Source organism: Methylobacterium nodulans ORS 2060 (assembly GCF_000022085.1).
In the GTDB taxonomy this organism is placed as follows: domain Bacteria; phylum Pseudomonadota; class Alphaproteobacteria; order Rhizobiales; family Beijerinckiaceae; genus Methylobacterium; species Methylobacterium nodulans.
The window spans coordinates 3,018,157-3,041,870 of sequence record NC_011894.1; the positions used below are offsets into that span (position 1 = coordinate 3,018,157).

General features: G+C 67.2%; 30 protein-coding genes and 1 tRNA gene. 16 read left to right on the plus strand and 15 right to left on the minus strand.

The annotated features are described in order from the left end of the window. Positions 1-5: 5 nt before the first annotated feature. The 3 genes from MNOD_RS13930 (at position 6) to MNOD_RS13940 (ending at position 4,423) form a co-directional block, all read left to right on the plus strand. The gene (locus MNOD_RS13930; RefSeq protein ID WP_015929550.1) at positions 6-2,243 is read left to right on the plus strand and encodes a xanthine dehydrogenase family protein molybdopterin-binding subunit; all 2,238 of its coding nucleotides are present in this window, start codon (positions 6-8) and stop codon (positions 2,241-2,243) included. Positions 2,244-2,786: 543 nt separating this feature from the next. After that, on the plus strand, positions 2,787-3,953 hold the full coding sequence (locus MNOD_RS13935; RefSeq protein WP_015929551.1) for a M20 aminoacylase family protein: 1,167 nt from the start codon (positions 2,787-2,789) through the stop codon (positions 3,951-3,953). 20 nt (positions 3,954-3,973) lie between these two features. Next, positions 3,974-4,423, plus strand: a complete 450-nt coding sequence (locus MNOD_RS13940) for an HIT family protein (RefSeq protein WP_015929552.1) — start codon at positions 3,974-3,976, stop codon at positions 4,421-4,423. Between the two features lie 47 nt (positions 4,424-4,470). On the opposite strand, the gene MNOD_RS13945 is transcribed toward MNOD_RS13940, so the two are convergent. Then, positions 4,471-4,914, minus strand: a complete 444-nt coding sequence (locus MNOD_RS13945; RefSeq protein WP_015929553.1) for a hypothetical protein — start codon at positions 4,912-4,914, stop codon at positions 4,471-4,473. A 239-nt stretch (positions 4,915-5,153) separates the two neighbouring features. On the opposite strand from MNOD_RS13945, the gene MNOD_RS13950 reads away from it, so the two are divergent. Both MNOD_RS13950 and MNOD_RS13955 read left to right on the plus strand, forming a co-directional pair. After that, the gene (locus tag MNOD_RS13950) at positions 5,154-6,791 is read left to right on the plus strand and encodes a DEAD/DEAH box helicase (RefSeq protein ID WP_015929554.1); all 1,638 of its coding nucleotides are present in this window, start codon (positions 5,154-5,156) and stop codon (positions 6,789-6,791) included. A 113-nt stretch (positions 6,792-6,904) separates the two neighbouring features. Then, a tRNA-Phe gene (locus tag MNOD_RS13955) sits at positions 6,905-6,980 on the plus strand. Between the two features lie 85 nt (positions 6,981-7,065). Here the strand turns inward: MNOD_RS13955 and MNOD_RS13960 are convergent. From MNOD_RS13960 to MNOD_RS13980, 7 genes are read right to left on the minus strand one after another with little or no spacing between them, the layout of a single operon-like run. Next, positions 7,066-8,121: a tyrosine-type recombinase/integrase gene (locus tag MNOD_RS13960; RefSeq protein ID WP_015929555.1), complete on the minus strand. Its 1,056-nt coding sequence runs from the start codon at positions 8,119-8,121 to the stop codon at positions 7,066-7,068. 3 nt (positions 8,122-8,124) lie between these two features. Continuing rightward, positions 8,125-8,355, minus strand: coding sequence for a hypothetical protein (locus tag MNOD_RS13965; protein ID WP_015929556.1), 231 nt, complete (start codon positions 8,353-8,355; stop codon positions 8,125-8,127). Next, entirely contained in the window at positions 8,352-8,519 is a 168-nt protein-coding gene (locus MNOD_RS48015) for a hypothetical protein (RefSeq protein ID WP_015929557.1), read from the minus strand. Before MNOD_RS48015 ends, MNOD_RS13965 begins: the two co-directional genes overlap by 4 nt. Further along, positions 8,516-8,962 carry a hypothetical protein gene (locus tag MNOD_RS13970; RefSeq protein WP_015929558.1) on the minus strand — a complete coding sequence of 149 codons (447 nt, stop codon included), beginning with the start codon at positions 8,960-8,962 and terminating at the stop codon, positions 8,516-8,518. The genes MNOD_RS48015 and MNOD_RS13970 overlap by 4 nt, the downstream gene beginning before the upstream one ends. Continuing rightward, complete coding sequence (locus tag MNOD_RS13975) at positions 8,952-9,530, minus strand: hypothetical protein (RefSeq protein ID WP_015929559.1); 579 nt, start codon at positions 9,528-9,530, stop codon at positions 8,952-8,954. Before MNOD_RS13975 ends, MNOD_RS13970 begins: the two co-directional genes overlap by 11 nt. Then, positions 9,527-9,679, minus strand: coding sequence for a hypothetical protein (locus MNOD_RS48020; RefSeq protein ID WP_015929560.1), 153 nt, complete (start codon positions 9,677-9,679; stop codon positions 9,527-9,529). The genes MNOD_RS13975 and MNOD_RS48020 overlap by 4 nt, the downstream gene beginning before the upstream one ends. Further along, positions 9,672-10,106 carry a hypothetical protein gene (locus tag MNOD_RS13980; protein WP_015929561.1) on the minus strand — a complete coding sequence of 145 codons (435 nt, stop codon included), beginning with the start codon at positions 10,104-10,106 and terminating at the stop codon, positions 9,672-9,674. The genes MNOD_RS48020 and MNOD_RS13980 overlap by 8 nt, the downstream gene beginning before the upstream one ends. Positions 10,107-10,337: 231 nt before the next feature. On the opposite strand from MNOD_RS13980, the gene MNOD_RS46475 reads away from it, so the two are divergent. After that, complete coding sequence (locus tag MNOD_RS46475; RefSeq protein ID WP_157091458.1) at positions 10,338-10,694, plus strand: hypothetical protein; 357 nt, start codon at positions 10,338-10,340, stop codon at positions 10,692-10,694. An 82-nt stretch (positions 10,695-10,776) separates the two neighbouring features. Here MNOD_RS46475 and MNOD_RS46480 read toward each other — a convergent pair whose 3' ends face one another. Genes MNOD_RS46480 through MNOD_RS48030 form a run of 4 tightly spaced genes read right to left on the minus strand, consistent with a single transcriptional unit; the run spans position 10,777 to position 14,682 of the window. After that, positions 10,777-11,811, minus strand: coding sequence for a hypothetical protein (locus MNOD_RS46480; protein WP_015929562.1), 1,035 nt, complete (start codon positions 11,809-11,811; stop codon positions 10,777-10,779). Next, complete coding sequence (locus MNOD_RS49000) at positions 11,808-13,886, minus strand: DNA cytosine methyltransferase (protein ID WP_015929563.1); 2,079 nt, start codon at positions 13,884-13,886, stop codon at positions 11,808-11,810. The genes MNOD_RS46480 and MNOD_RS49000 overlap by 4 nt, the downstream gene beginning before the upstream one ends. Then, on the minus strand, positions 13,883-14,518 hold the full coding sequence (locus tag MNOD_RS13990) for an ASCH domain-containing protein (RefSeq protein WP_015929564.1): 636 nt from the start codon (positions 14,516-14,518) through the stop codon (positions 13,883-13,885). Before MNOD_RS13990 ends, MNOD_RS49000 begins: the two co-directional genes overlap by 4 nt. Beyond that, positions 14,518-14,682 (minus strand): hypothetical protein, encoded by a 165-nt coding sequence (locus MNOD_RS48030; protein ID WP_015929565.1) that lies wholly within the window; start codon positions 14,680-14,682, stop codon positions 14,518-14,520. Before MNOD_RS48030 ends, MNOD_RS13990 begins: the two co-directional genes overlap by 1 nt. Positions 14,683-14,726: 44 nt before the next feature. On the opposite strand from MNOD_RS48030, the gene MNOD_RS13995 reads away from it, so the two are divergent. The 8 genes from MNOD_RS13995 (at position 14,727) to MNOD_RS14030 (ending at position 18,155) form a co-directional block, all read left to right on the plus strand. Beyond that, positions 14,727-15,128 carry a hypothetical protein gene (locus MNOD_RS13995; RefSeq protein ID WP_043748692.1) on the plus strand — a complete coding sequence of 134 codons (402 nt, stop codon included), beginning with the start codon at positions 14,727-14,729 and terminating at the stop codon, positions 15,126-15,128. Continuing rightward, positions 15,128-15,481 (plus strand): helix-turn-helix domain-containing protein, encoded by a 354-nt coding sequence (locus MNOD_RS14000; protein ID WP_015929567.1) that lies wholly within the window; start codon positions 15,128-15,130, stop codon positions 15,479-15,481. Before MNOD_RS13995 ends, MNOD_RS14000 begins: the two co-directional genes overlap by 1 nt. An 87-nt stretch (positions 15,482-15,568) precedes the next feature. Then, positions 15,569-15,904: a hypothetical protein gene (locus MNOD_RS14005; RefSeq protein WP_015929568.1), complete on the plus strand. Its 336-nt coding sequence runs from the start codon at positions 15,569-15,571 to the stop codon at positions 15,902-15,904. Next, positions 15,904-16,227: a lysozyme family protein gene (locus MNOD_RS14010; protein ID WP_015929569.1), complete on the plus strand. Its 324-nt coding sequence runs from the start codon at positions 15,904-15,906 to the stop codon at positions 16,225-16,227. The genes MNOD_RS14005 and MNOD_RS14010 overlap by 1 nt, the downstream gene beginning before the upstream one ends. Positions 16,228-16,327: 100 nt before the next feature. Next, a complete protein-coding gene (locus MNOD_RS14015; protein ID WP_015929570.1) occupies positions 16,328-16,891 on the plus strand; it encodes a hypothetical protein in 564 nt (187 codons plus the stop codon). 28 nt (positions 16,892-16,919) lie between these two features. Continuing rightward, positions 16,920-17,369, plus strand: a complete 450-nt coding sequence (locus MNOD_RS14020) for a hypothetical protein (RefSeq protein WP_015929571.1) — start codon at positions 16,920-16,922, stop codon at positions 17,367-17,369. A 20-nt stretch (positions 17,370-17,389) separates the two neighbouring features. Continuing rightward, the gene (locus MNOD_RS14025; protein ID WP_244424726.1) at positions 17,390-17,740 is read left to right on the plus strand and encodes a hypothetical protein; all 351 of its coding nucleotides are present in this window, start codon (positions 17,390-17,392) and stop codon (positions 17,738-17,740) included. A gap of 175 nt (positions 17,741-17,915) precedes the next feature. After that, positions 17,916-18,155, plus strand: a complete 240-nt coding sequence (locus tag MNOD_RS14030) for a hypothetical protein (RefSeq protein WP_015929573.1) — start codon at positions 17,916-17,918, stop codon at positions 18,153-18,155. Positions 18,156-18,333: 178 nt separating this feature from the next. On the opposite strand, the gene MNOD_RS49005 is transcribed toward MNOD_RS14030, so the two are convergent. Together MNOD_RS49005 and MNOD_RS49010 are read right to left on the minus strand one after the other, a co-directional pair. Next, a complete protein-coding gene (locus MNOD_RS49005; protein ID WP_015929574.1) occupies positions 18,334-18,813 on the minus strand; it encodes a hypothetical protein in 480 nt (159 codons plus the stop codon). 173 nt (positions 18,814-18,986) lie between these two features. After that, positions 18,987-19,559 (minus strand): hypothetical protein, encoded by a 573-nt coding sequence (locus MNOD_RS49010; protein WP_244424727.1) that lies wholly within the window; start codon positions 19,557-19,559, stop codon positions 18,987-18,989. A gap of 182 nt (positions 19,560-19,741) precedes the next feature. Here MNOD_RS49010 and MNOD_RS48035 point away from each other — a divergent pair, with 182 nt between their 5' ends. Continuing rightward, positions 19,742-19,930: a hypothetical protein gene (locus MNOD_RS48035; protein ID WP_015929576.1), complete on the plus strand. Its 189-nt coding sequence runs from the start codon at positions 19,742-19,744 to the stop codon at positions 19,928-19,930. Positions 19,931-20,616: 686 nt separating this feature from the next. On the opposite strand, the gene MNOD_RS14050 is transcribed toward MNOD_RS48035, so the two are convergent. Next, positions 20,617-22,971, minus strand: a complete 2,355-nt coding sequence (locus MNOD_RS14050) for a tetratricopeptide repeat protein (protein ID WP_015929577.1) — start codon at positions 22,969-22,971, stop codon at positions 20,617-20,619. An 88-nt stretch (positions 22,972-23,059) separates the two neighbouring features. Here MNOD_RS14050 and MNOD_RS50615 point away from each other — a divergent pair, with 88 nt between their 5' ends. Then, entirely contained in the window at positions 23,060-23,650 is a 591-nt protein-coding gene (locus MNOD_RS50615; protein ID WP_157091459.1) for a hypothetical protein, read from the plus strand. Positions 23,651-23,714: the final 64 nt, after the last annotated feature.

Below are 23,714 nucleotides of genomic sequence, written 5' to 3' on the forward strand. Positions count from 1 at the left end.
GCCGCATGGCCACCACCAACCTCTATGTCGGCACCGCCCGGAATCGGGTCGACGGTCCCGCCAAGGTGACGGGCGCGGCGAAATATGCCGCCGAGTTCACGGCGCCCGACCTCGCCTACGGCGTCGTCGTATCGAGCGCCATCACGAGGGGGCGCGTCACCGCGATCGACACCGCGGCGGCGCTCGCCGTGCCCGGCGTGATCCAGGTCTTCACGCACGAGAACCGGCCGCGCACCGCTTGGCTCGACTACAATTACCGCGACCAGGTCGCCCCGCCCGGCTCGCCCTTCCGCGCGCTGCACGGGCCGGAGATCACCTTCGGCGGGCAGCCGGTGGCGCTCGTCGTCGCCGAGAGCTTCGACCTCGCCCGCCACGGCGCCTCGCTGGTGAAGGTGACCTACGAGGAGGACGTTCCCAATACCGACCTCGACCGCAATCGTGCCGCCGCCTACGTGCCGCCGAAGAAGCGCTCCGGCATCAAGCCGCCGCCGGACCCGCGGGGCGATCCCGAGGGAGCCTTCGCGAGCGCTCCGATCCAGGTGCGGCACGAATACAAGCAGGCCGTCGAGCACCACAACCCGATGGAGCCGCACGCCTCCACGGTGATCTGGGAGGGCGACGGCAAGCTCACCATCCACGACAAGATCCAGGGCGTGAACAACACGCAGGGCTACGTCTGCAGCGTGTTCAACCTGAAGCCCGAGGACGTGCGGGTGATCTCGCCCTATATCGGCGGCGCCTTCGGCTCGGGGCTGCGCCCGCAATACCAGCTCTTCCTGGCGGTGGTGGCCGCCCTGGAGCTGAAGCGGTCGGTGCGCGTGGTCCTGACCCGCGACCAGATGTTCACCCATGGCTACCGGCCCGAGGCGATCCAGACCGTCTCCCTCGGCGCCGACCAGGATGGCCGTCTCCAGTCCCTGATGCACGAAGCGATCGCCGGCACGTCGACCTTCGAGGATTATCAGGAATCTGTCGTCAACTGGTCCGGCTTCCTCTATCGCTGTCCCAACGTCAAGCTCGACTACAAGCTCGCCAAGATCGACACCTACACGCCGGCCGACATGCGGGCGCCGGGGGCGGCCACCGGCGTCTTCGCCCTGGAAGTGGCGATGGACGAACTCGCCTATGCGGCCGGGGTCGATCCGCTGGAACTGCGGCTTCGCAACTATGCGGAGCGCGACGAGGGCGAGAACAAGGAATTCACCTCGAAGGCGCTGCGCGCCTGCTACGAGGAGGGCGCCGCCCGCTTCGGCTGGGCCCGGCGCTCCACGGAGCCCCGCTCCATGCGCGAGGGGCGCGAGCTGATCGGCTGGGGTTTGGCGACCGGCGTCTGGGAAGCCTACATGATGAAGTCGAGCGCCCGGGCCCGGCTCTCCATCGATGGCAGCCTCGAAGTCGCCTGCTCCACGGCCGATCTCGGCACCGGTACCTACACGATCCTCAGCCAGATCGGGGCGGACGCGCTGGGCATCCCGATCGAGCGCGTGCAGACGCGCCTGAGCGACACGGCGCTGCCCGAGGCCCCGATCGCGGGCGGATCCTGGACCGCGGCCTCGTCGGGCTCCGCCGTCGAGATGGCCTGCCGGGCCGTGGCCGAGCAACTCCTCGGGATGGCGCGCCGCATCGACGATTCGCCGCTGGCCAATGCCGACCTCGCCCACGTGACCTTCGTGAACGGCGAGATCCGCCTCGCCGACGATCCCTCCCGCAAGGTGTCGATCGCGGATGCGATGCGGGCGGGCGGCGTCGAGACCGTGGAGGCGACCGAGACGGCGAAGCCCAGCCTCCTCACCCAGCTGCGCTTTGCGGCCTACACCCATTCGGCGGTGTTCGCCGAGGTGCGGGTCGACGAGGATCTCGGCGTGGTGCGCGTGACCCGCGTGGTGAGCGCGGTCGCGGCCGGCAAGATCCTCAACCTCAAGACCGCGCGCAGCCAGATCATGGGCGGCGTGGTGATGGGGATCGGCGCCGCTCTCGAGGAGGAGTCGATGCTCGACCACAACCTCGGCCGCTTCATGAACCACAATTTCGGCGAGTACCACGTGCCGGTGAATGCCGACATCCACGATATCGAGGTCATTTTCGTCGACGAGCACGACGACAAGGTGAGCCCGATCGGCGCGAAGGGCCTCGGCGAGATCGGCATCGTGGGGACTGCTGCGGCCGTCGCGAACGCGGTCTTCCACGCCACCGGCAGGCGGGTGCGGGAGATCCCGATCACGATCGACAAGATCATCGGTTGACGCGGGCGGGCCGGATCACGCCGAGGAGACATCGCGCCGACGGCTCCTCCCACATGATCGGAGCCTTCCGACGCAGTGGATCCCGGTCCGTCTTATACGGCTTCCGGCTGGGGCGACCCTGACGGATGAAACCGGCTGACCGAGCGCTCCCTTCGGGGGCAGCCAACCCAGCCCTCATGCTGAGGTGGCCGGCGGAGCCGGCCCTCGAAGCACCCCGGACCGCTCGTCCCAAGCTCCGGGTGGCCGGGATTACCGGTCAGGGATGCTTCGAGGCAGCCTGCGCGATCTGCGATCGCCAGTGCGATCTTTGATCGCCAGCACCTCAGCATGAGGAGCGGGGCGGCTTCCACGCACCTCAGTTTTTCCATTTAGAAATCCCGGCCGGCCCGGCCCGGCGAAGCCGCCGCGCAGCCGCGGGAGCGCTGATGGAGCGCCGACGAGGCCGCAGGGGTCGGCAGCGCAAGTCCCTCTGGACAGCCGGGATCCGCGGCGAAAGGATGCGCGCCTTCGCCCGTCCGGGCGTTCCAGCGAGGTCCCCGCCGCATGTCCCTCCTCGACCGCATTGCCGCCGACGTCGACGAACTCGTGGCGATCCGCCGCGACCTGCATGCCCATCCGGAGATCGGCTTCGAGGAGACGCGCACGAGCGCCATCGTGGCGCAGCGGCTCGAAGCCTGGGGCATCGAGGTGCATCGCGGCATCGGCCGCACCGGAATCGTCGGCATCCTGACCGGCCGCGGCACCAGCGCCCGGCGCATCGGCCTGCGGGCGGACATGGATGCGCTGCCGATCGAGGAGGCGACGAACCTCCCCTATCGCTCGACCAAGCCCGGCACCATGCATGCCTGCGGACATGACGGGCACACCACCATGCTGCTCGGCGCGGCCAGGTACCTGAGCCAGACGCGGGACTTCGACGGCACGGCGGTGTTCATCTTCCAGCCCGCCGAGGAGGGCCTCGGCGGCGCCCGCGCCATGCTGGCCGACCGGCTGTTCGAACGTTTTCCCTGCGACGAGGTCTACGGCCTGCACAACCAGCCGAACGGGCAGCACGGGCGGCTGTCGATTCGGCGCGGCCCCGCCATGGCGGCCGCGGACTTCTTCGATATCCGCATCACCGGCCGCGGGGCGCATGCGGCGCAGCCGAACCGCGGCATCGACCCGGTGGTGATCCAGGCCGCGCTCGTTCAGGCCCTGCAGGCGGTGGTGAGCCGCAACACCGATCCGATCCACTCCGCCGTACTGTCGATCACGCGGGTTCAGGCCGGTGCGGCCTACAACGTGATCCCGGAGGAGGCGCAGCTTGCCGGCACCATCCGGACCTTCGACGACGGCGTGCGGGCGATGGTGAGCCAGCGCCTGCGCGAGACCTGCGCCGGGATCGCCGCCGCCTTCGGGGCCGAGATCACGGTCGAGATCCAGGACGTCTTCTCGGTCCTGCGCAACAGCGACGTCCAGACCGCGGCCGCGCTCGAGGTCGCGACGGAGCTGTTCGGCCCCGAGAAGGTCGATGCGGATCCCGAGCCGAAGATGGGCAGCGAGGATTTCGCCGACATGCTGTTGGCTGTGCCGGGCGCCTATGCGTGGCTCGGGGGAAAGGCCGGGGCCGCGCTGCACAACGCGGCCTACGACTTCGACGACAGCATCATCCCGCTCGGAAGCGCCTATCTGGCCCGTCTCGTCGAGCGCCGCTCGGCCGCCGGCCTGTGACCTTCGATCCCGGAGGCCCCATGACCACGCCCGCCTACGACCCGAACAACATCTTCGCCAAGATCCTGCGCGGGGAGATTCCGTCGCACCAGGTCTACGAGGACGAGCACACGATCGCCTTCATGGACGTGATGCCCCAGACGGACGGGCATACGCTCGTGCTGCCCAAGGTCCCGAGCCGGGGCCTGCTCGATGCGGACCCGGCCGTGCTCGGCCCGCTCTTCACGGCAGTGCAGAAGGTCGCCGCGGCCGTGAAGACGGCCTTCTCGGCGGACGGGCTGGTAATCACGCAGTTCAACGAGCCGGCCGGCGGCCAGACGGTGTTCCACCTGCATGTCCACATCCTGCCCCGCTACGAAGGCGTGCCGCTGCGCCAGCACGCGCGCAGCATGGCGGACGGTGCGGTGCTCGCCGCCCAGGCCGAGAAGATCCGGGCCGTGCTGAGACAGGCGTCCTCGGGCGCGGCCTGAGGAGGTCACGGTCGCGGCGAGGGATGCGGCGGGCCTGCCCCTCGTCCTCAGCGCTTCTGGAACAGGGGCTGGGCCAGGGCTTCGGCGCGGGCCATCCACAAATCACGCTCGGCCTGCAGCTCGTCGGCCCGCTGGATCTCCGCCTCGACATGGCTGCGCAGGGCCCGCAACTCGTCGGCCACGATCGCCTGCAGCGCGTCGTAGCGGTCGGCTTCGGTCTTGAGGCGTGCCTTGAGCACCATGTTCTCGGCCATGAGGGCGGCGATGTCGTCCTCGGGCTCGCGGGCGGGTTCCGGGGTTGGCGGCGTCTGCACGATCCGGGGCTCCCAGGCCGGTGCCGCCTCCGGCGCATGCCGGGGCTCCGCCCGGGGGCGCGCCGCCCCGCCCGCAGCCTCCGCCCCGTCGATCCGCGACAGGGTCGCGAGCCAGTCCCGCAACGATCCGGCTTGGCGCGCCGTGCTGGTCGGGGTCTTGAAGGCGGGTTCGGACACGCCGGGTCTCCTGAACGATGGCTCGGATCGATCAGAGCCGATCAAGGTTAACGGGAAGTAAACCAACCGCCGCCGGGGCTGGACCCGTGGCCCGGGACGCGCTACGAGCCCGCCATCACCTCATGACCCGTGGGATTGCGCGCGATGGTCGGGACCGCCTTCGGCGGTCGGGCCCGTAACGGGCATGCGCCCGAACTTCGAAGCCTCCTGCCCGCGCGTCGCCTCCTGGGATCCTCTTCGTGGCTTTTCCTCCCGTTCCCGCCCCGCTCGCCCGTGCCCTCGACGCGCGGGGCTATGCCGATCCGACGCCGGTCCAGGCCGCCGTGCTCGAACCCGCCGTCGCAGGGCGCGACCTCCTGGTCTCGGCCCAGACCGGCTCCGGCAAGACCGTGGCATATGGCCTCGCCATGGCGGATACGCTGCTCGATGGCGGCGAGACGCTGCCCCCGCCCGGGGCTCCGCTCGCCCTCGTGATCGCGCCGACGCGCGAGCTAGCGCTTCAGGTCCATCGCGAGCTGTCCTGGCTCTACGGAGCGGCCGGGGCGCGGGTGGCGGCCTGCGTCGGCGGCATGGATCCGCGCCGGGAGAGCCGCCTGCTCGGTGAGGGCGTGCACATCGTCGTCGGGACGCCGGGCCGCCTGCGCGACCACCTGGAGCGGCGCAATCTCGATCCGTCGCGGATGAGGGCGACCGTTCTCGACGAGGCCGACGAGATGCTGGATCTCGGCTTCCGCGAGGACCTGGAATTCATCCTGGGCGCGACGCCGGCCGAGCGGCGCACCCTGCTGTTCTCCGCGACGCTGCCGAAGGGCATCGTGGCGCTCGCCGAGCATTACCAGCGCGAGGCGCTGCGCATCGCGGTCGCGGGCGAGACCCGCGGGCATGCCGATATCGAGTACCGGGCGCTGCGCATCCTGCCACGCGAGACCGAGCTCGTGGTGGTCAACACCCTGCGGCTGGTCGAGGCGCGCACCGCCATCGTGTTCTGCAACACCCGGAACGCAGTGCGCCACCTGCAGGCGGTGCTCACCGAGCGCGGCTTCACGGCGGTGGCGCTCTCGGGAGAGCTCGGCCAGGGCGAGCGCAACGCGGCGCTGCAGGCGCTGCGGGACGGCCGTGCCCGGGTCTGCGTGGCCACCGACGTGGCGGCGCGCGGCATCGACCTCCCGGGGCTCGGCCTCGTCATCCATGCCGAGCTGCCGCACGATGCCGAGGTGCTCCAGCACCGCTCGGGCCGCACCGGCCGCGCGGGCCAGAAGGGCATCAGCGTCCTCCTGGTCCCGCCCTCCCGGCGTCGCAAGGCCGAGGAGCTGATGGCCCGGGCGGGCGTGGTGCCGGTGTGGTCCGGTCCGCCGCCGGCCGACGAGATCCGCGCTCTCGACCAGGAGCGGCTGCTCGCCGATCCGCTCCTCACGGACGAAACGAGCGAGGAGGATCGGGCGATGGCGCAGGCGCTCCTCGCGCGCTGCTCGGCCGAGGATCTCGCGGCCGCTCTGGTGCGCGCCTATCGGGCCCGCCTGCCCGCGCCCGAGGAGGTGACCGATCCGGGTTTTCCGACCGGCCGTCCCGCCCCGGCGCGCCGCGATAAGCCGCGTGCGCCGCTCGGCCCGAGCGTCTGGTTCCGTCTCAATGTCGGCCGGCGCGACAATGCCGACCCGCGGCGCCTGCTGCCGATGCTGTGCCGGCGTGGCGGCGTCACGCGCGACGAGGTGGGGGCGATCCGCATCTTCGAGCGGGAGACGAAGTTCGAGATCCGCGGTGGCGCCGCGGAGCGTTTCGCGGACAGCTTCGGACGCACCGGCTCCGCCGACCTGCAGATCGAGATGCTCGACGCCGTCCCCGACCTTCCCCGCCGCCCCAGCCGGCGCCGGGGCTGAGGCCCCTTGCTTCGACGGCTCCAAAACCGTCGAAGAACCTGCACGAGACGGCTGGACAGCCGGCCGCTCGCTGACTATACCCCCGCCATCGCCGCTGCAGCGCAGCCCGGCGAGCCCAGGTAGCTCAGTTGGTAGAGCATGCGACTGAAAATCGCAGTGTCGGTGGTTCGATTCCGCCCCTGGGCACCACTCTTATTACCGAACATCCCGAGCAAGTTAGAGCTGGTGCCTCACCTGCTGCGTGATGGCACTTAGCGGCCGGTTAGACAGCAGGTTAGACACTTCCGTCCCCGTCTATGCCCTTCCGGCCGAGCAGGTCCATCCGCTCCATGGCCTCCTTCGTCGCGGCCTCCTTCTTGACCCGCTCGCTGTAGAGCTGGGCCATCGTGAGGGTCTTCTGACCGAGCACGCGCCGGATCGTGTCGAGGTCGCAGCCGGCGTCCGCGAGATGGCCGCCGAGCGTATGGCGCAGTCCGTGGATGGTCAGGCCGGGCCGCACCCTCCCCTCTGCCTCCAGCTTGTCCTTGAACTTGTCCCAGACCGAATTGAAGCCGGTCTCGGTCCAGGGCGTGCCGCGCGACGTGGCTGCGATCGTCGGCGCGGCGTGCGGCGGCGCGCCCGCCAGGATCTCGGCGAGTTCCGGGTGGATGCGGATGAAGATCTCCTCCCCGGTCTTCGAGGTCGCGATGGCGCCGCCGCGGATCGCATCCTTGCGCAGGGTGAGCGCGTCGCGCTTGCGCACGCCGGTGAACATGGCAAGCGCGAGCGGCACCTTGAGGTGAGACGGTGCTTCCGCGAGCACTGCCTTGCGCTCCTCCAGCGACCAGGGCCGATTCGCCTTCGGCTTGGTTTTGTCGCGCTTGGCCCGCTTCACCACGAAGGCGGGGTTCTGCGTCACGTATTTCCGCTCGATCGCAAAGCCGAAGAGCACCGACAGAACGGAGAGCATGTAGTTCGCCGTGCGCCAGCCGCGCTTCATCGCGACCTTGTCGCGGATCACGGACAGCCCGGCCGAATCGATGCTCTGGATCGGCACGTCGTGGAGCGGCTTGGCGATCTCGAAGTAGCGTTCGTAGCCCGCGCGCGTCGCCATCGCGAGGTCGGCGAAGGCCGGCGTTGTCTTGTACTCGTCCATCACGCCTCTGAGCGTGCCGTTGCGCGGCGGCTCCTTTTTCGAGACGAGGCCATTGAGCTCGGCTACCTCGGCCGCGAACTCGGCCGTCCCATAGGGCGCCTTGATCGGCTTGCCGGTGGCGCGATGGTAGTTCCGCCACTTGCCGTGCCGATCCCTGTAGCGCTTCACGCCCGAGATCGGAGTTTTCGTGATCACTGATCAGAACTCCGCGATCGCCTCGGCCATGGTCTTGGGTCCAGCCTTCGCCGGGCGCTTCCGGGTCTCAATCCAATTGTCGAGGTCGACCCGGTCGTAGCGCTCCAGGCGCTTGTTGCCGAAGGCCATCGGGCGCACCGACACCTCCCGCTCGAAGACGGCGACGGAGAAGCCGCAGTAGGCGGCAGCCTCCGCCTTCGACATCAGCCGAGGGATGACTTGAGCCCGGCTCACGCGCTTCCTCCCTCCCCTGTGTCATGCCCAAGACTCGCCAGCGCGAGCCCGATCAGGCCGATGCCACAGCCCAGCCAGTGCACGGCCCGCCAGCCGTAGCGCGTGAAGGCGAACAGGACTGCGAGCGCGATTAGGCCGAGCAGGATGGTGTCGAAGGTGCTCACCGGCCGCCCTCCTGAACAGATGCAGCGCCATAGACCTCGGCTGCTCGGCGCAGATCCTGCATGGTGATGCTGCGGCGCAGGCCGTCCACGATGACTTCGCCGATCTCGCCTTCGAAGCCGTCGACCAGCGCGTAGCGGCCGTACTCCACGAAGGGCTTTAGCGCCTCACGCAGTCGGACGATCTCGTCCACGCGATCGCCCAGATCGCACAGCACCTCCTGGTGCTCCGTTCTGAGCGCGGCGAAAGCCGCCTCCGTCGCCGCGACGAGCTTCTTGTGCTCGGCGACGGCCAGTTGGCCTGGCCGGGCGGCCTCCGCCACCCGCTGCCACACCGCCCGGCCCTCTGGCCCGAGGTCCTCCCACGCGGGCGCGGCACCGCGCGGCCCGAGCGTCATGTCGGCAAAGCGCGCCTCGTAGGCGGCGCGGGCGGGATCAACCGACATGGCGCACCTCCGGCATCTGATCCCAGGTGCGGCCGTCGAGGAGGCGGCCGGCGGCCTTCTTGCCGACGCGGTTCCGCGACTGATTCAGTTCGATCGCCTCCGCGCGTAGCACCTCGCGGTATGCAACTGGGTCGTAATCTGGACTGAACCACGGGAACGGGTCCTCACACCGCCCGAACTCCAGATGCTCCCAGAGTTCGAGGGCGAGCATCGCCTGATCGATCTTCAAAAGCAGATACGGGAAGATCGCCTGAATGACCGTCGCCGCGCCCGCACCCGTTCTGCACCACTGGAATTGCGGGCGATGGCTCGGATCCTTCGGCACATACCGGTTGATCGCGCCGCCCCAGATCGATGCGGCGAGCCGATGTGGCTCTGGACGAGTCCCGGCGATGCCAACCTGCGGCGAGTGGTAGAGCCGACCAGCGCGGCACGATCGGGTGATGGTGATGTAGCCGTCCCCGTCGATCATACCGGCGAGGTAAGCGAGCGTTGTTGGCTCGGCGCCCTCCGGCTTGGTGCCGGGCATGGCGAGCCATTCGATGGTGGAGCCGTCAGCCACGATCACACCCCCACCGTTGCCCCGCCGCGCCAGGCAGCGAGGTCGAGCCAATCGGCCATCACCGCCGCCGGCATCCGCCAGACAGTTGCGATCAGCAGCTCGACGGCCGCGGCAGCGATGCTGATGAGGTCAAGGAGGGAGAGGTGGTCAGGCATGCTCCGCCTCCCCGATCTCCACAAACCGACCCTGACCGTCCGGCCCGATCTCGAACCGGAACCGGTGGTCGCTCCACGCCATGCCGTCGACGGTGTAGGTGCCAGCGTCCTCGCACTCTCGGATGTACTCGGCCATCATCGCGAGGCTGTCGCAGACGGTGTCGCTGTCGCCATTCATCCAGAAGTGGGTGGCGCCACCCGGCGCTTCGCTCGGTCTGTAGCCGCCATCCTCATCGACGGTCAGATCAAAGCTCGGCGTGGTCAGGCAGGCTTCGAAGAGCACCACGTCGCCGGGCTTGATGACCTTCGCGCGCCACATCTCCAGATCCTCGCCCGGATCCTTGATGCCGACCGCCCACACGCCGTCATCAAGCCGGCACAGCCACTCGTCGGGCGAACGCCGGCCATCCGGATTGATCTCGTCCATGGGTCGGACGGCCACCACAGGCGGTTGTCAGTCTCAGTCATGGGCGGTGTCCTTCTGCGGATGAGGGATCGGGACGCCCTGAGGGCGGGGTGAGGCGGGAGAGGCCGCTAAGTGCTTCCGCCGACGTTTCTTCTCCGGGTAAGGCTACGTTAATCAAAACCCCTGATTGCGTGGCACGGCCTGCAACCGGAAACGTTGTCGGTGTGGCTACATCCCGGGGGGATGACCATGATGGGTCGCGACGACGAAGCCTCATGCGCAATTCTGATCATGAACGGTGTTACGTTCTTCGGTCGGGTTACTGCCTCTGAGAAGAATATTCCACTCATACACTCAGAAGGAGAGCCGCAGAGAAAATTCGAACATTTCTTTATCAGCTTTGATGGAGCCTGCGCGCCTGCAGATCTGTGGTTGGCTGTAGATGAAGAACAGATTACGCGCAGCACATCAACCGAAGCAAACACGCTGCGACTGATGAAACGCCGAGCATCTTTCGGCAGCCGCTTGAGAAAAGCGTGGTCACTGACCTTGATGTGGGTGAGAAATGGGGCCGACATCGCCACCTCACACCAGCAGCGATTGGATTGAGCCGTCCGGAAAGACGGCATCGAGCGGCACGTCGCCGGTCGGCTTGCGCCCTCTGCGAACAGGTCCGTGAAGCGGGCGGAGGTCATGCCGCCGCCTCCGCACGCAGTCTGTATGAAGGCATCAGTTCGTTGTTGGCGCATCGGTTGGGCCGCTGCACATAAAGCGCGGGAGGGATGTCATGGAGCGCAGCTGGGAACCGTGGTTTGTGCTTTTCCTGTTTTCCATTCTGATCGTCTTCACTTGGTCTGCGATTGAGCCTGCGGTCTGTCCTGTCCCCGCATTGTTTTTGAACGCCGATCAGATCAAAGATAAGATCAGCCCGCCATGTATCGAGTATTGGCTTAATCGATACCAGACCCTCATCGGTGCGGTCGTCGCACTTATCGCAGCATTTATCGCTTGGCACGGTGTTTCCAGCCAAATTGTTGAGCTTAAGGCTCAGACCCGCGCCGCTACAGTGCAGATGTCTGCCAATCAGGCGTCTATAATGACAGAGATTGTCGAGTCCATGAATAGGATTAGCGCCGTCATCGATGAAATCGAACATATAGAAGAATTTTCCAGACAAGCTATGGTTAGGGCAGCGCACAGTGCGCACATGTCCGCAGATCCAAACCAAGCGATGGCTGACATTGGATCGGGTGCAATTACCCATCGTACAGCTGATAGCATGAGAAAGTCTATCGCAGATCTTGGCGTTGCTCATGACAGAATAGGCAAAGCGATTGAGATGCTTGCCGCCGAAAGATCGCGCCTGCACCAGATCGAAATTGATAGGCTCCTGGACGATCTGTCTGGAGATTGCATCCGAACCCGTGCACATTTGCACAATATGCGCACCGCGTTGGAGAATTACCTTGGAGTAATCACCGAGAATCCCGGCGAAGAGTTCTACATAACAGCAAGGCGAAGAGTTGTTCAAAGCCGGCATAATGTCACTATAGATACAAAAAGCATCAAAACCATCATTATGATGAACAAAGAGCAGTTTTTTCGTAGGAGATCGCAAGCTATTGATGCGATGTTTAGGTAGAATATTGATTGTCGAATACACTTCACATGTATTGAGGGGTGCCTTGTGTTTGATCAGCGCGCCGATCACGAAGGGGCGGGTCATGGGTCACCTCCCAGCAGCGGCAGCTCCATCGCCGCCGCGATCGCCACCGGGCGCACCCAAATCGGCTCGTTCGAGAGCAGGAAGGTCTCCCCCGCCCAGGCGAGGAGCAGCGTCCTGGCGATCACCCCCATGATCGCCTCGGCCGAGGCCGGCGGGACCATGTTGCCGATCCGCTCACGCCATGCGCTGTCGGAGATGCCCTCCATCACCAGCGGCGCCGGGTCCTCCGGGTCGACGTAGCTCTGGAGCGCGGCGAGTTCGTAGGTGGTGAAGGGCCGGTGCCAGGTCCCGTCCAGCGCCCGGATCACCGCCACGAGGCGGTCATCGGCGGCCGGCAGCGCCGCGGCTGTCTCGCCCTCCGCCGGGCGCGGGTCCGCCACCGACCAGCGGCCGTTGTCGTGCTGGCCCGAGCCGGTCACCGCGCCCGAGGGCGCGTCCCATGGCGTGACGCCGTAGTGGCCGCCGGTCTGGTAGGCGGCGCGACCGCCGCGGGCGAAGTCGGGCCGGGGATCGGCGACGCACAGCGCGCCTGAGCCGACGCGATCGGCACCTGTGACGCAACCGGCCGGCTCGTCGTAGCCGACGACCTTGAGCTTGTTGCGGTGGGCGGAATCGGCCCACGTCATGCGCGGGTCGGCCACCGAAAACCGGCCCGTCGTCGCCTCGGCCTTCGCGGTGATCGCACCAGCCGGCTCGTCGAACGGCAGGACGCCCAGGATCTGGTCCTGCCACGCGCGGGCCGGACGTGGGTCGGCGAGTGCGAACGCGCCCTGCCCCGTGGTCGAGGCGCCGATCACCGTGCCGGCGGCCTCGTCGTAGGCCGTGACGCGATATTTCCCCGCGCCGCCGAACCCGGCATCCGCCCGGGGATCCGCGACAGCGAGGCCGCCACCGGGCCCGCCTGGGCCGGCAACCGCTGGCGAGGTGCCGGCCCACGGCACGATCCGGTAGACGTTGTTGAAGCGCGGCGGCCCCTGAAGTCGCGGATCGGCCACCGCATTCGGACCGGCTCCCACCGCCATGTTGCCGGTCACAGTCCCGGCAACGGCGTCCCAGGCGCGCACGCCCATCTGGACAGACCGCTCATAGCCGTCCACCCGGGGATCAGCCACAGCGAACGTGCCGGTCGTCGGGCTGCCGCGTCCGGTCACGGTGCCGGCGGTCTCGTCCCACCGCTGCACGCCCAGCACCCCGGCATGCCAGCCCGCCTCCGGCGCGATGCCGAAGTCGGCGAGATGGCCGCCCTCGACGTGCAGCTTGTTGAGCGAGCGCCAGTCCGAACCGGCCTCCACGAAGGCGAGGCGAACCCACGTCTTCCATTGGAGGCTCGGGACCCGGTGCATCGGGCCGACCGAAAGGTCGCCCGGCAGCGGCAGGCGGCCCAGCACCTCGCCGACGCCGCGCAACCGCCGCTGCGGCGGCTCGTACAGGAAGGGCGGCACCTTGGCCTGGTGCCGCGCCACCAGGAGGAAGCGCTTCCGGCTCTGGGCCAGCCCGCCGATCACGCCGCAGTCGTGCGTCGTCTCGGCAAAGACGTAGCCATAGGCGGCGAGCAGCGCCCCGATCTGGTCGAGCAGCCAGCGCCCGCGGGTGGCGATCCGCGGCACGTTCTCGAACAGGATGAACTCAGGGGGATCGCCGGCCCAGGCCTCGAGGGTGAGCCACACCGCGCGCAGGGTCAGGCCGTTGAGCGCCTGGTACCGGGCCGTGCCGGAGATCTTGTCCGAGAGCAGGCCCGAGAAGCCCTTGCAGGGCGTCGACATGAACACGACGTGCGGGCGCTCGCCGTGTGCGGCGCGCCGGAAGTCGTCGGGCACGGCCTCGCGCCAGCCCGGCCCCGGCTGTCGGCCGTGGAACGCGACGAACTGCTCCCGGGTGAACAGGTCGAGGACGGTGCCGCGCACGCCCGCGACGCGGTCGAAGTCCGCGATGCCGGCCGGGTCGACGTCGACGGCGCCGATGCAGCGCGGCGCGGCCACGACGGCGCCGACCCGGGCCTGCCCGCGGTTGAAGCCCTTGGCCCCGCCGCCCGCGCCGCAGCAGACGTGGAAGTGGCGGATCTCCTGGCGGATCATGCGGCCCTCGCTGCGGCGAGGGCGTCGATGTTGGTGCGGTGGACGGAAAAGGTGATCGCGGCGCACCATGGGTTGGCCGCCCAGGAATCAGGGCCATGCAGCTCTCCCCAGAGAGCACGGTAGGCACTGATCGGGTCGTTGCCCCACCGCAGCCCTTCGGGGAGCGTCATACCCTCCGCAATGGCGTCCTCCTCGCTGATGTCCTGCAGCCGCTCGACGCGGACCTCGGTGACGATCAGGCTGAGGCGGGAGGCCCAGCGGGGCATGTGGATCGGCGAGCGATCCTTGATCCCAAGATGCTCATCGGTTGCGGCATACCGGACGCCGCACCAATTCGGCTTGCCACCCGGGTTGATGCTGCGCGGCGGGATGCCGTCGTAGATGTTGCCGACAGCCCAGGTCTCCCGGACCCAGAGGCGGTCTCCGACCTGCCAGGGCAAGCGGAGCCGCTCGATAGGCAGTTCGGCGTCCTGCAGGAAATGGCACCACTGCCCTTGATGCAGGCGGATCTCCCGGCCCTCCTGATGCACCCATTTGTTCATGGGTTTGCAGAGGCGCCGCGTCTGCGTCTTCCGGCCCTCGATGAGGGTGCGGATCATCGGCGCGCTGAAGATGATGGGACGATCGACCATCAGACCAGCCCCTTCTCGACGGCGACCCGCTCGGGGAGCGTGAGGGTGTGCGTGGCCTTCCCCGCGTCCGGCTCGATCTCGCAGGCGGATTTCGGGATCCAAACCGCCTTCTCGCGGTCGCCGTCCGTCGAGACGAGGACGGCGCGCGCGGTCTCGTGGTGCACAGGTCCGCCCGCTCGGCTGGATGCCGATCTGCGAGAAGCGGTTCATGTACGAGATGACGGCGAGCTTCACACTCTCGCCGGACACGCCCGGCAAGCCGCGCTTCGACTTGCCGCACAAGGTGCAGGAGCAGCACCGGGGCTTCTTCCCGCAGGGTCAGCCCATCGACGAGGCGTGCGGGCAGAAGCTCGCGGCGTGGGCGCGGGGGGGGACGCCCTCACCGGCCCTCGCGCCTCCGTCGAGCCAGCCTGAAGCGAGCGAACCGAAGCTGTTCGCCGTCGCCCGCGAGAAGGCCCGGGCCGGCCGCGAGGCCTTCGAGGATTGGCGCGAGCGCCTGACCGACCGCCAGCGCGACGGCCTCCAGCCCATCGCTGCGGAGCTCGACCGCCTCCTCGACGACGCCGACGCGCGCGCCGACGACCGCCACCTTCAGCCCGAGGACGCCTGATGCAGTCCATCGTCATGACCACGGCCGTGGCTCCGCGCTCGCTCGGCGAGCGCATCCAGCGCCGCCGCCGCAGGCTGGGCTTCCTTCAATCCGAGCTCGCACGGGCCATCGGCTGCGGGCCCGGGGCGATCTCCCGGTTCGAGCGGGGCCGCCGGGTGCCGCGCGAGGTGCTGCCGCGCCTCGCGGCCGCGCTGCAGGTCGATGTCCGCGACCTACTCGCGGATGCCGCGGCGATCGAGCCGTCCCGTGAGGAGTGCGAGCTGCTGCAGGCCTACCGCGCGCTGCCCGACAGCGGGCAGGCCGAAATCCGCAGCCTGATGGCCGCGCTTGCCGCCGGGAGGGTGGCGCGATGATCGATCCGGGCATCGCCGACCTGCGCAGCTGGGACTGGCCGACGCTCGCGATGCAGGCGCGCGGACGCCGCCGAGGCCGAGCGGAAGATGAGGGCCACGGCCGAGTTGGCCGCGTGCTACGTCGGCCGCAACGACGCCGTCAGGCGCGGGCTGCGCGACGGCGCCGCCGCCTTGGGCGCTGCGAGCCAGGACCATTATCGGCTCGCGCTCCTGGCCGAGATCTGCGGCCGGCACGCCGCGCAGATCCCGGCCATCCTGGAGGCCCTGGAGCGCGGCGAGGAGGTGACCATCCGCCAGAGCCGGGCGGCGGAGCTGGTCCGGTCGCGCAGCGCGGTCCCGGTGCGGGCGCACTGGCCGGTGATGCGGCGGCCCGGGACCGTGATGGGGCCGGTCGGGGTCGCGATGGCGGCGGAGGTGCGGTGATGCGCTCCGACCTCGTCGACCTCACCGTGCGCCTGACCCTGGTGGCGGTCGCGCGGATGGATCAGCGCTGGCTCGTCACCGCGCTGTGCGACAGCCGCCTGACCTTCCTGCGCTCGTTGAAGGGCTGGCCCACCTTCGGGAAGGGCTGGGCCAAGCGGGTGGCCGGCGTCCGGACGGAGGCGCTCGCCCTGCTCAAGGCACCGGTCATCGCGACCTCGACGACCCTGCCGCCGGTCGGGACCCAGCCCCCGAAGCCTGCCATGGTGCAGACCGGCGGCCTGGGCGCGTGGCTCAAGAGCCTGTTCGGCGGCAAGGCTGCCTGATCAACCTTTCGGAAATTCCAGACAGTTCACCCCGAGCCGGCCGGGCCCGCCGCGCGCACGCCCCCTCTCAGAAACAGGAGAGGGGTGGAGACCTCCTCCCATGGATTGGCTTCAGTTGGCCGGGCAGCTCGCGCAGGTCGGGCTGCCCTCTCTCGGCACGCTCCTCGGCACCACGCTGGGCGGGCCGCTCGGCGGCGGCATCGGCACCGCGGTGGGCAAGAGCGCGGCGGCCGCGATCGGCGCGGCCCTCGGCGTGCCAGCCACCCCGCAGGCGATTAGCCAGGCGGTGCAGGCCGATCCGGCCGGCGCGCAGCTGAAGCTGGCCGAGATCGAGGCCGCCGCAAAGCTCCAGCTGGCCGAGCTGGAAGACCTCGCGAACGCTCGCCAGATGCAGCTCGGGCTGGCGCAGGCCAGTCACTGGACCGCCGCGATGCCGGCAATCGTCACGCTCGCGATCCTCATCGCCTGGGCGCTGCTGACCAGCGCGCTCTACTTCATCCAGGGCGAGATCCCCGAGCGGGTCTACCAGCTGCTGAGCCAAGCCTATGGCGCGGCCAATCTGGCGCTCGGCACCGCCATCGCCTTCTGGCTCGGCTCCTCGCGCTCCAGCCAGCAGAAGGATGCGCAGCTCAGCGCCATCCTGCCGAGCGTGGTGAAGCGCTGACAGCGATCGAAGGAGCCAGGAGGCCAGCATGCCCACCAGCAATGTCGGGATGACCTCCCTCAACAAGACCCGCTCGACGGAATGGCTGCTGGCGTGCTGCGCCATCGCGTGGGGCTGCGCCATCCTCCAGCCCGGCGAGTTGTTCGAGATCTCCTCGTACCAGATGCTCGGGCTCATCATGCGCGAGACCACGTGGGGGGCTCTTGCCATCCTGATCGGCTGCTTGCGCTGCCTCGGGCTCGCAGTAAACGGCTGGTGGAGGCGGTCACCCATCCTGCGCGCATTGGGCTCCTACGCGTCCGGCTTCTTCTGGTTGTCCCTGTGCATCCTGCAGTTCGCAGCGGCGCGCAAGTCGGGTCTGGGCCTTCCGCCGGGGGTGTACTTCTACATCGTATTCTTCGGGTTCGAGGGATGGTGCCTCGCTGCGGCCGGCTACGACATGCAGAAGGCAGGCTCTTTCTCGATGCGGGGGCGCTGATGTCGCCAGAGGCGAAGGAGTTGTTCGATTACCTGCTGGCCTTCGCCGGCCCCGGCGCGGCGGGAGGCATTATCCTGGCAATGTTCGGTTGGCTGAAGGCGCGGGCCGAGAAACCGCACATTGCTCCGCCCTCGGTTGGAGGCGAGGGATTGGCGCAGATCGGCGGCATGGTGATGGGCGAGCGGACGGCACGAGAGCTGATCGATGGGCTTCATGCGGTCGCCGCCTCCTACGATCGATGCACGCTCGTCCGCGAAGCCGAAATGGCGATGCGGAAGCGGCACCGGGAGGAGATCCACGAAGAGCGCCGGCAGACGGTGGATGCGATCCGGTCACTCGCCGATCGCATCAGGGATGTCCGGTTGAACTAACCTCCGGCGCTGATCCGCCGTCCTCACCGAGCCCGCCCGGCACCCCGCCGCGGCGGGCTTTGTCGTTTCGGGGCTCGGACGGGCGGATCAGCCAAACTTGATCCAGGCTCCAGGCTTTGCAATATCGTTGTCATGCTGCAGCGCAACAAGCGGCTGCCAGCAAGAGAGAGACGAAATGCTCGCCAGCAGTGATCGCCCGATCTCCGGCTCGGAGATGCTCGAAGCGCTCGCAGCCGGCGGACGCGCCGTGGCGGAGCTGAATGCTCAAGGCAAGCCAGCTCGCGTCTGCCTCGTCCCAGACGGCCTGTGGGTCGAAGGGCGTCAGAAAGGGGCGCTCATTCATGGCCGCGAGCTCCGCACGATGGCGCCCTACCAGCGTGCCCAACGCATCAGGGAGATCGCGAGCAGCTTCTGAGCGTCCGACGTGGCCTAGCCCTCATCCGGCCACGGCACGACCCGGCCGACCACCTTGTAGTGCGCCGGCAGCGGGCCGGCGGGATCTCCCGGCCGTGCTCGTCGTATGCCCTACGGGAATTGCGGCGCCTCATGGACGGAGACGTAGGACCCGCACATTGCGCGGCGCTTGCGCCAGCCTACGCCGTCCGCCGTCGCGCCCCTTCGCAGGCCATGGCGCACATTCGATCGAGTTGCAGGAGGAAGGCGGGGTTGCCGAACCAGCTCGGCGCTCTGTCGAGGATGCCGTTCGCCCGCAGGGCTGCAAGAATGGTGGTGTGATCTGCATGCGCCCCGGAGCGGGCGAGCGCCCGGGCTGCAGCCACCGCTTTCACTCGGTCGCGGGTCTTCTCGCGATTAGCCCAGCCGCCCGCCATTTCACTGCCCCCAGCGGTGAAGTGCAAAACACGTCTATGAGGACCCGCGTCAAGACCAGCACTGCACACAACTGGCGCGCCGTATGGGATTTCGGCGGAGCGTGTCTCGACACCTTCACCATCCGCGATCAGCCGCATGCCGGGCGTGGGGTCGTTCAGGTCGTCGCGGACGGCCGCATCGAACCCCTCGTCGGTGACCTGCTGGGCCTCGTAGAACTCGCCGATGGTGGGGGTGTCGGGCATGCCGACGCTGGAGGACGACGCGCGTGCTTGGGGATGGCAGCGGGCCGGGCGCCCGTAGCTCGCACCCGGCCCGCTGATGGCGCTGTCCCTGACAAGGAGAGACGGGCAGCGCCACGGCCTCTGTGTGGCGCAGGCCGCGCCGGCTGTCTTTCACTTCGGACGGTTCAGAGGGCTCAAGCGCCCATCCACGCCACCTTGAACCGCTCCCGGCGGGCCTTGGCGTTCATGGTCTCGCAGGTGGCGCGGGCCCGCCGCTCCGAGAAGAAGGTCATCCGGACGATCGGGCGGGGAAAGCTGATGTCCAGGATCTGCCAGGGCTTGGGGGCAAGAGGGGCTTGACCCTGGAGGCTGTCGGCCGACACCATCCCGTTGAAAAGGACATGGGCGAACTGGAAGAAGACACTCTCGACCTTATTCATCTCTGGAGCCGGCTTTTCGTTCTTTGGCTCGCTCATCGCCGGCCTCTGTTTTGAAAACTCCGCCCCAGGCTGCACGAGATCGAATGAGGACCGGCGGCGTTTTGCGTCCTGACATGCCTGCCTGAGAAAGCTCAGCTGTAGCTCGGCATCCCGATGGCTGGGATACGAGAAACTGGTAAGACAATCCCCGGTCGCACTATCAATATAGCAGACTGAATTTCTCACAATATTTAGATAGCCATAGCCGCGATCTTCATATTCGGCCGCCTGCAGGCCGCCGCGCGGCGTCATACATTGCACGGTGTCTGGATTCAGATGGGGCTTCATGGCCAACCAATTCCTCCCGGGTTTTTAGCATGCAGCTGCTCCCCGCGTTTGCATGTTGAAATATTTCTCATCAACAAACATTGTTAATGATTTATACCGGCGAGCGGATGAAGGGACTCTCCCGGTTGTGGGCTGAAGCGTGGTTGTGATTCCCTGCTGCCCGCGGCTGGCGGGAGGACGCGATGGGCGCAGCCCTGATGATCCGGCGCGATCTGGTGAGTAGCGACGACCTGCGGCGCCTGGCGCGCCGCGAGCGCAACCGGCGCACCGCCACGCGCATGCTGGCGATCGCCAATGCTCTGGAGGGCCTGAGCCAGGCTGAAGCGGCCCCGCTTGGTCGGGCTGGAGCGCCAAGCCCTGCCTTACAGTAGCGCGTCGCCTCACGCGCGCGAGAGGCAATCCAGTAAGGCAAAGGAAGGCCGCCCTTGCGGAGCGGCCCGAGGTCTAGGGAGGAGCATGCCCCGCTGCGATGCCAACGCGGCGGGGCATCTGCGTTGTGCCATGCTGCGAGGTGCGCCGCTTGATCTGATGAGACTCGGTCATCGCCGTAGCCTGCCCGGTCCTGCGGTGGGCTTTTCTGCCCGTAGATCCCGCGCGCGGAAGATCGCCTACCCCCTAAGAAGAGATGCGCCCCACGCGGAGGATGTGTTTATCTATAGCTGCTGATAGCGAGGCTTTGCCTTTCGCCCTGCCCGGCACACCGCCGCGGCGGGGCTTTTTCGTTTCAGGGCTCGTTGTGCGGCCGCAGCACATCCCACCCCGCCACTTGGTAGTGCTTCGGCAGGGGCCGGCCTATCCCATGCCCCAGCCGGTCTTGGTACGGATCCGAGTATAGTGGGCCAGCATGGCGCGCATTCCCGGCATGCAGCGCCGAGCGTAAGATGTTACTCGATGCGGGAGGGTCCGCCTTCACGCCTGCGGGCTTTCTCAATATCCCGAGTGTTGGGCGAGACGACGAAAACCCGCTCATGCGGCAGAGCGCCAAGGGAACGCCTTCGCCAGGCTGTTCGAAATTGGTCAAATCGAGCTCAGGCTTTCAGGTCAGCGTCAGCCACGTTCAACGCGTTCTGAAGAAGTAATCCTCGCCTCCGAGGGCGCCATAAACGAACGGCTCCTGCTTGCGACCCGTGCCCGCCAGCACATCATCATGCACCAGCCCGAACAGCTTGCGGATTTCGATGCCAGGCTTGGCAATGTTCTTGATCAGCGCTGCCGCGAACGGACTATTAACCTGACCATCCTGCCCATCCAGCGCCACCTGGCCGTGCTTGGCTGCGAACGCCACCAGCGTGCCGCTCGTCTCCGGCTCGACCTTCGCCAGACCTCGCCCGACCGAACGCGCCGCGATCGTCCGCGTCATCTGCTGCAGGAACGGATTATCGCGGCAGGCATCCAGGATGACCAGGCGCAGCCTGCGCGCGCCCTCGATGCTGCCCAGGACTTGATCGAGCGGTATTGCCTCGAACTGCACGGCCCGGTCCGTCTTCAAGCGGGCATCGATCGGCACGAGATAGTTGACGCCGCCGACCTCGATGCCGTGCCCCGCGTAGTAGACGACGGCCCAGTCGGCCTTGTCCGCTTCGGCCGAGAAGCTGTTCAGGGCTCGCCGCAGATCCTCGTAGCGAAGATCGTTCTTGAGCTGAACAGTCTTGAAGCCGGTGTCCCGCAAGGAGCGGGCGATTGCGGTGGCGTCTCGCGCCGGGTTGTCGAGCGGCGCGACAGCCGCATAGGCGCTGTTGCCGATCACGAGCGCGACCCGGGTCTCGGCCAGCGGGGTGACGGCCGACACGGCAGGCGCGTGGACAACCGGCGGGGTCTGGACCGCCGCCACCACCGCGGCGGCTGCAGGCCGGCTGGCCAGAGCCGCTTGTGCCTCACCGCGCACCTTGAGGAAGGTTGCGTCTGCCTCAAGCTCAGGCTTCAGCCGCACAGCCTCAGCGAGATCCGCCAGAGCCCGGTCCGACTCGCCCCGGGCCTGGAACGTCACCCCGCGTTCCTGGTAGGCGTCCGCGTATTTGGGATTGAGGCGCACGGCTTCATTCAGCTCCGCAAGCGCGCGGTCGAGATCGCCTTTGTGCCGGAAGGCCGTGCCGCGATGGCAATACGGGTTGGCGAACCCGGGCTTGAGTCGGAGGGCTTGGTCGAGGTCTGCGATCGCCCGGTCGTACTCGCCCTTCTTGTTGAGGGCAGCCCCGCGACCGTTGTAGGCCGCTGCGGACTTGGGATCGAGCCGCAGGGCCTCGTCGTAATCCGCGATCGCCCGGTCGTGCTCGCCCTTGCGGTAGAAAGCTGCTCCGCGATTGGTGTACGCCGCCGCGTCCTTAGGATCGAGCCGCAGCGCCTGATCGTAGTCCGCGATTGCCCGGTCGTACTCGCCCTTGTTTTGAAAGGCTAACCCGCGATTGTTGTAGGCAGTTGCGGACTTGGGATCGAGGCGCAGAGCGTGATCGTAGTCGGCGATTGCCCGGTCGTATTCACCCTTGTTCCGGAAGGCATCCCCGCGATTTCTGTAGGCATATGCGTACTTGGGATTGAACCGCAAGGCTTGGTCGTAGTCTGCGATCGCTCGGTCGTTCTCACCTTTGCTCCGGAAGGCATCCCCACGCCCGGTGTAGGCGATTACGGACTTTGGATCGAGCCGCAGGGCCTGATCGAAGTCCGCGATTGCCCGGTTGTACTCGCCCTTGCTCCGGAAGGCATAGCCGCGATTGATGTAGATATTTGCGTACTTAGGATCGAAGCGCAGAGCCTGATCGTAGTCTGCAATTGCCCGGTCGTACTCGCTCTTGCTTTGGAAGGCTAACCCGCGATGGGTGTATGCGGCTGCGTCCTCAGGATTGAGCCGCAGAGCGTGATCGTAGTCGGCGATTGCCCGGTCGTACTCACCCTTGCTCTGGAAGGCGTCCCCGCGATTTCTGTAGGCATATGCGTACTTGGGATTGAACCGCAAGGCTTGGTCATAGTCTGCGATCGCTCGGTCGTACTCGCCCTTGCTCCGGAAGGCATCTCCGCGATTGGTGTAGACGACCGCGTCCCTGAGATCGAGGCGCAGGGCCTGATCGTAGTCTGCGATCGCCCGGTCGTACTCGCCCTTGCGGTAGAACGCTAACCCGCGATTGATGTAGATATTTGCGTACTTAGGATCGAGGCGCAGGGCCTGATCGTAGTCTGCAATCGCCCGGTCGTACTCGCCCTTGCGGTAGAACGCCAGGCCGCGATGGGTGTACGCGACTGCGGACTTAGGATCGAGGCGCAAAGCCTGATCGTAGTCTGCAATCGCCCGGTCGTACTCGCCCTTGCTCCGGAAGGCATCTCCGCGATTATAGTAGTCAGTTGCATCCAATGCATAAGCTGTTGGGGTTGCCAGACCAAGCAACCCTAAAACAAGCATCAATACATGAGCTTGATGCATGGCTCCGCTCCGCCCCCGATGGCCGGGCATCAGCAGCTAAATTATAGCTCTAAAATCAGCACATTCTACGTTCCAATCAGCGCGCGGAGTGACAATCGACACGCGGAGCGACCTGAAGAGGGGCTCGCAAGCCGAGCGGAGCGACATTCTTGGCTCGGCCGCCGTTTGGGTCACCCGCTCCACCTTTGCGTATCTGTCTGGCGCGGTCTGCGTGGCCCGAGCGGTGGCCGCCGGGCTGGTAATGCCGCGCTTCGACACACGGGCCATGACTGCTCATCTGGCCGAGATCGCTCGAATGGTGGCTCCCGGAGCCCACGCGGATCTGGTCCTCAGTGGTGCTGGCTGGCACATCAGCCGCACGCTCGTGGTGCCGGAGAATATCACCCTCCTGACACTGCCGCCCTACTCATCCGAACTGAACCTGGCCGACCATCTGGCAGTATTTGCGTCAGAACAAGCTCGCCAACCGGATCTATGCTTCCTACGAGGCTATTGTCGAGGCCTGTTGCGAGGCATGGAACAACTTCTCCGAGGCCCCCAATCTGATCCGATCCACCACGTCATGCGAATGGGCGTACGTGTCATAGTTTATGGCGGTTGGTATAACATGTACTCGCGCGCTGTTGTCCTGCAAATGGGGAGCCATCCTCGACGACTCGATCCGCCCATGGCAGGATGATGGTGGAAGCGGATCGAAATCCACTGTCTCGCGGATGCCTCTGCGAGCCGACGTGGTACTCCTC

Coding starts and splice junctions, on each gene's coding strand:
- MNOD_RS13930 (WP_015929550.1), top strand. CDS start 6: ATGGCCACCACCAACCTCTATGTCGGCACCGCCCGGAATCGGGTCGAC.
- MNOD_RS13935 (WP_015929551.1), top strand. CDS start 2,787: ATGTCCCTCCTCGACCGCATTGCCGCCGACGTCGACGAACTCGTGGCG.
- MNOD_RS13940 (WP_015929552.1), top strand. CDS start 3,974: ATGACCACGCCCGCCTACGACCCGAACAACATCTTCGCCAAGATCCTG.
- MNOD_RS13970 (WP_015929558.1), bottom strand. CDS start 8,962: ATGTCGGTTGATCCCGCCCGCGCCGCCTACGAGGCGCGCTTTGCCGAC.
- MNOD_RS48020 (WP_015929560.1), bottom strand. CDS start 9,679: ATGCCTGACCACCTCTCCCTCCTTGACCTCATCAGCATCGCTGCCGCG.
- MNOD_RS13980 (WP_015929561.1), bottom strand. CDS start 10,106: ATGGACGAGATCAATCCGGATGGCCGGCGTTCGCCCGACGAGTGGCTG.
- MNOD_RS46475 (WP_157091458.1), top strand. CDS start 10,338: ATGGGTCGCGACGACGAAGCCTCATGCGCAATTCTGATCATGAACGGT.
- MNOD_RS46480 (WP_015929562.1), bottom strand. CDS start 11,811: ATGACCCGCCCCTTCGTGATCGGCGCGCTGATCAAACACAAGGCACCC.
- MNOD_RS49000 (WP_015929563.1), bottom strand. CDS start 13,886: ATGATCCGCCAGGAGATCCGCCACTTCCACGTCTGCTGCGGCGCGGGC.
- MNOD_RS13990 (WP_015929564.1), bottom strand. CDS start 14,518: ATGGTCGATCGTCCCATCATCTTCAGCGCGCCGATGATCCGCACCCTC.
- MNOD_RS13995 (WP_043748692.1), top strand. CDS start 14,727: ATGTACGAGATGACGGCGAGCTTCACACTCTCGCCGGACACGCCCGGC.
- MNOD_RS14000 (WP_015929567.1), top strand. CDS start 15,128: ATGCAGTCCATCGTCATGACCACGGCCGTGGCTCCGCGCTCGCTCGGC.
- MNOD_RS14005 (WP_015929568.1), top strand. CDS start 15,569: ATGAGGGCCACGGCCGAGTTGGCCGCGTGCTACGTCGGCCGCAACGAC.
- MNOD_RS14010 (WP_015929569.1), top strand. CDS start 15,904: ATGCGCTCCGACCTCGTCGACCTCACCGTGCGCCTGACCCTGGTGGCG.
- MNOD_RS14015 (WP_015929570.1), top strand. CDS start 16,328: ATGGATTGGCTTCAGTTGGCCGGGCAGCTCGCGCAGGTCGGGCTGCCC.
- MNOD_RS14020 (WP_015929571.1), top strand. CDS start 16,920: ATGCCCACCAGCAATGTCGGGATGACCTCCCTCAACAAGACCCGCTCG.
- MNOD_RS14030 (WP_015929573.1), top strand. CDS start 17,916: ATGCTCGCCAGCAGTGATCGCCCGATCTCCGGCTCGGAGATGCTCGAA.
- MNOD_RS49005 (WP_015929574.1), bottom strand. CDS start 18,813: ATGCCCGACACCCCCACCATCGGCGAGTTCTACGAGGCCCAGCAGGTC.
- MNOD_RS49010 (WP_244424727.1), bottom strand. CDS start 19,559: ATGAAGCCCCATCTGAATCCAGACACCGTGCAATGTATGACGCCGCGC.
- MNOD_RS48035 (WP_015929576.1), top strand. CDS start 19,742: ATGGGCGCAGCCCTGATGATCCGGCGCGATCTGGTGAGTAGCGACGAC.
- MNOD_RS14050 (WP_015929577.1), bottom strand. CDS start 22,971: ATGCATCAAGCTCATGTATTGATGCTTGTTTTAGGGTTGCTTGGTCTG.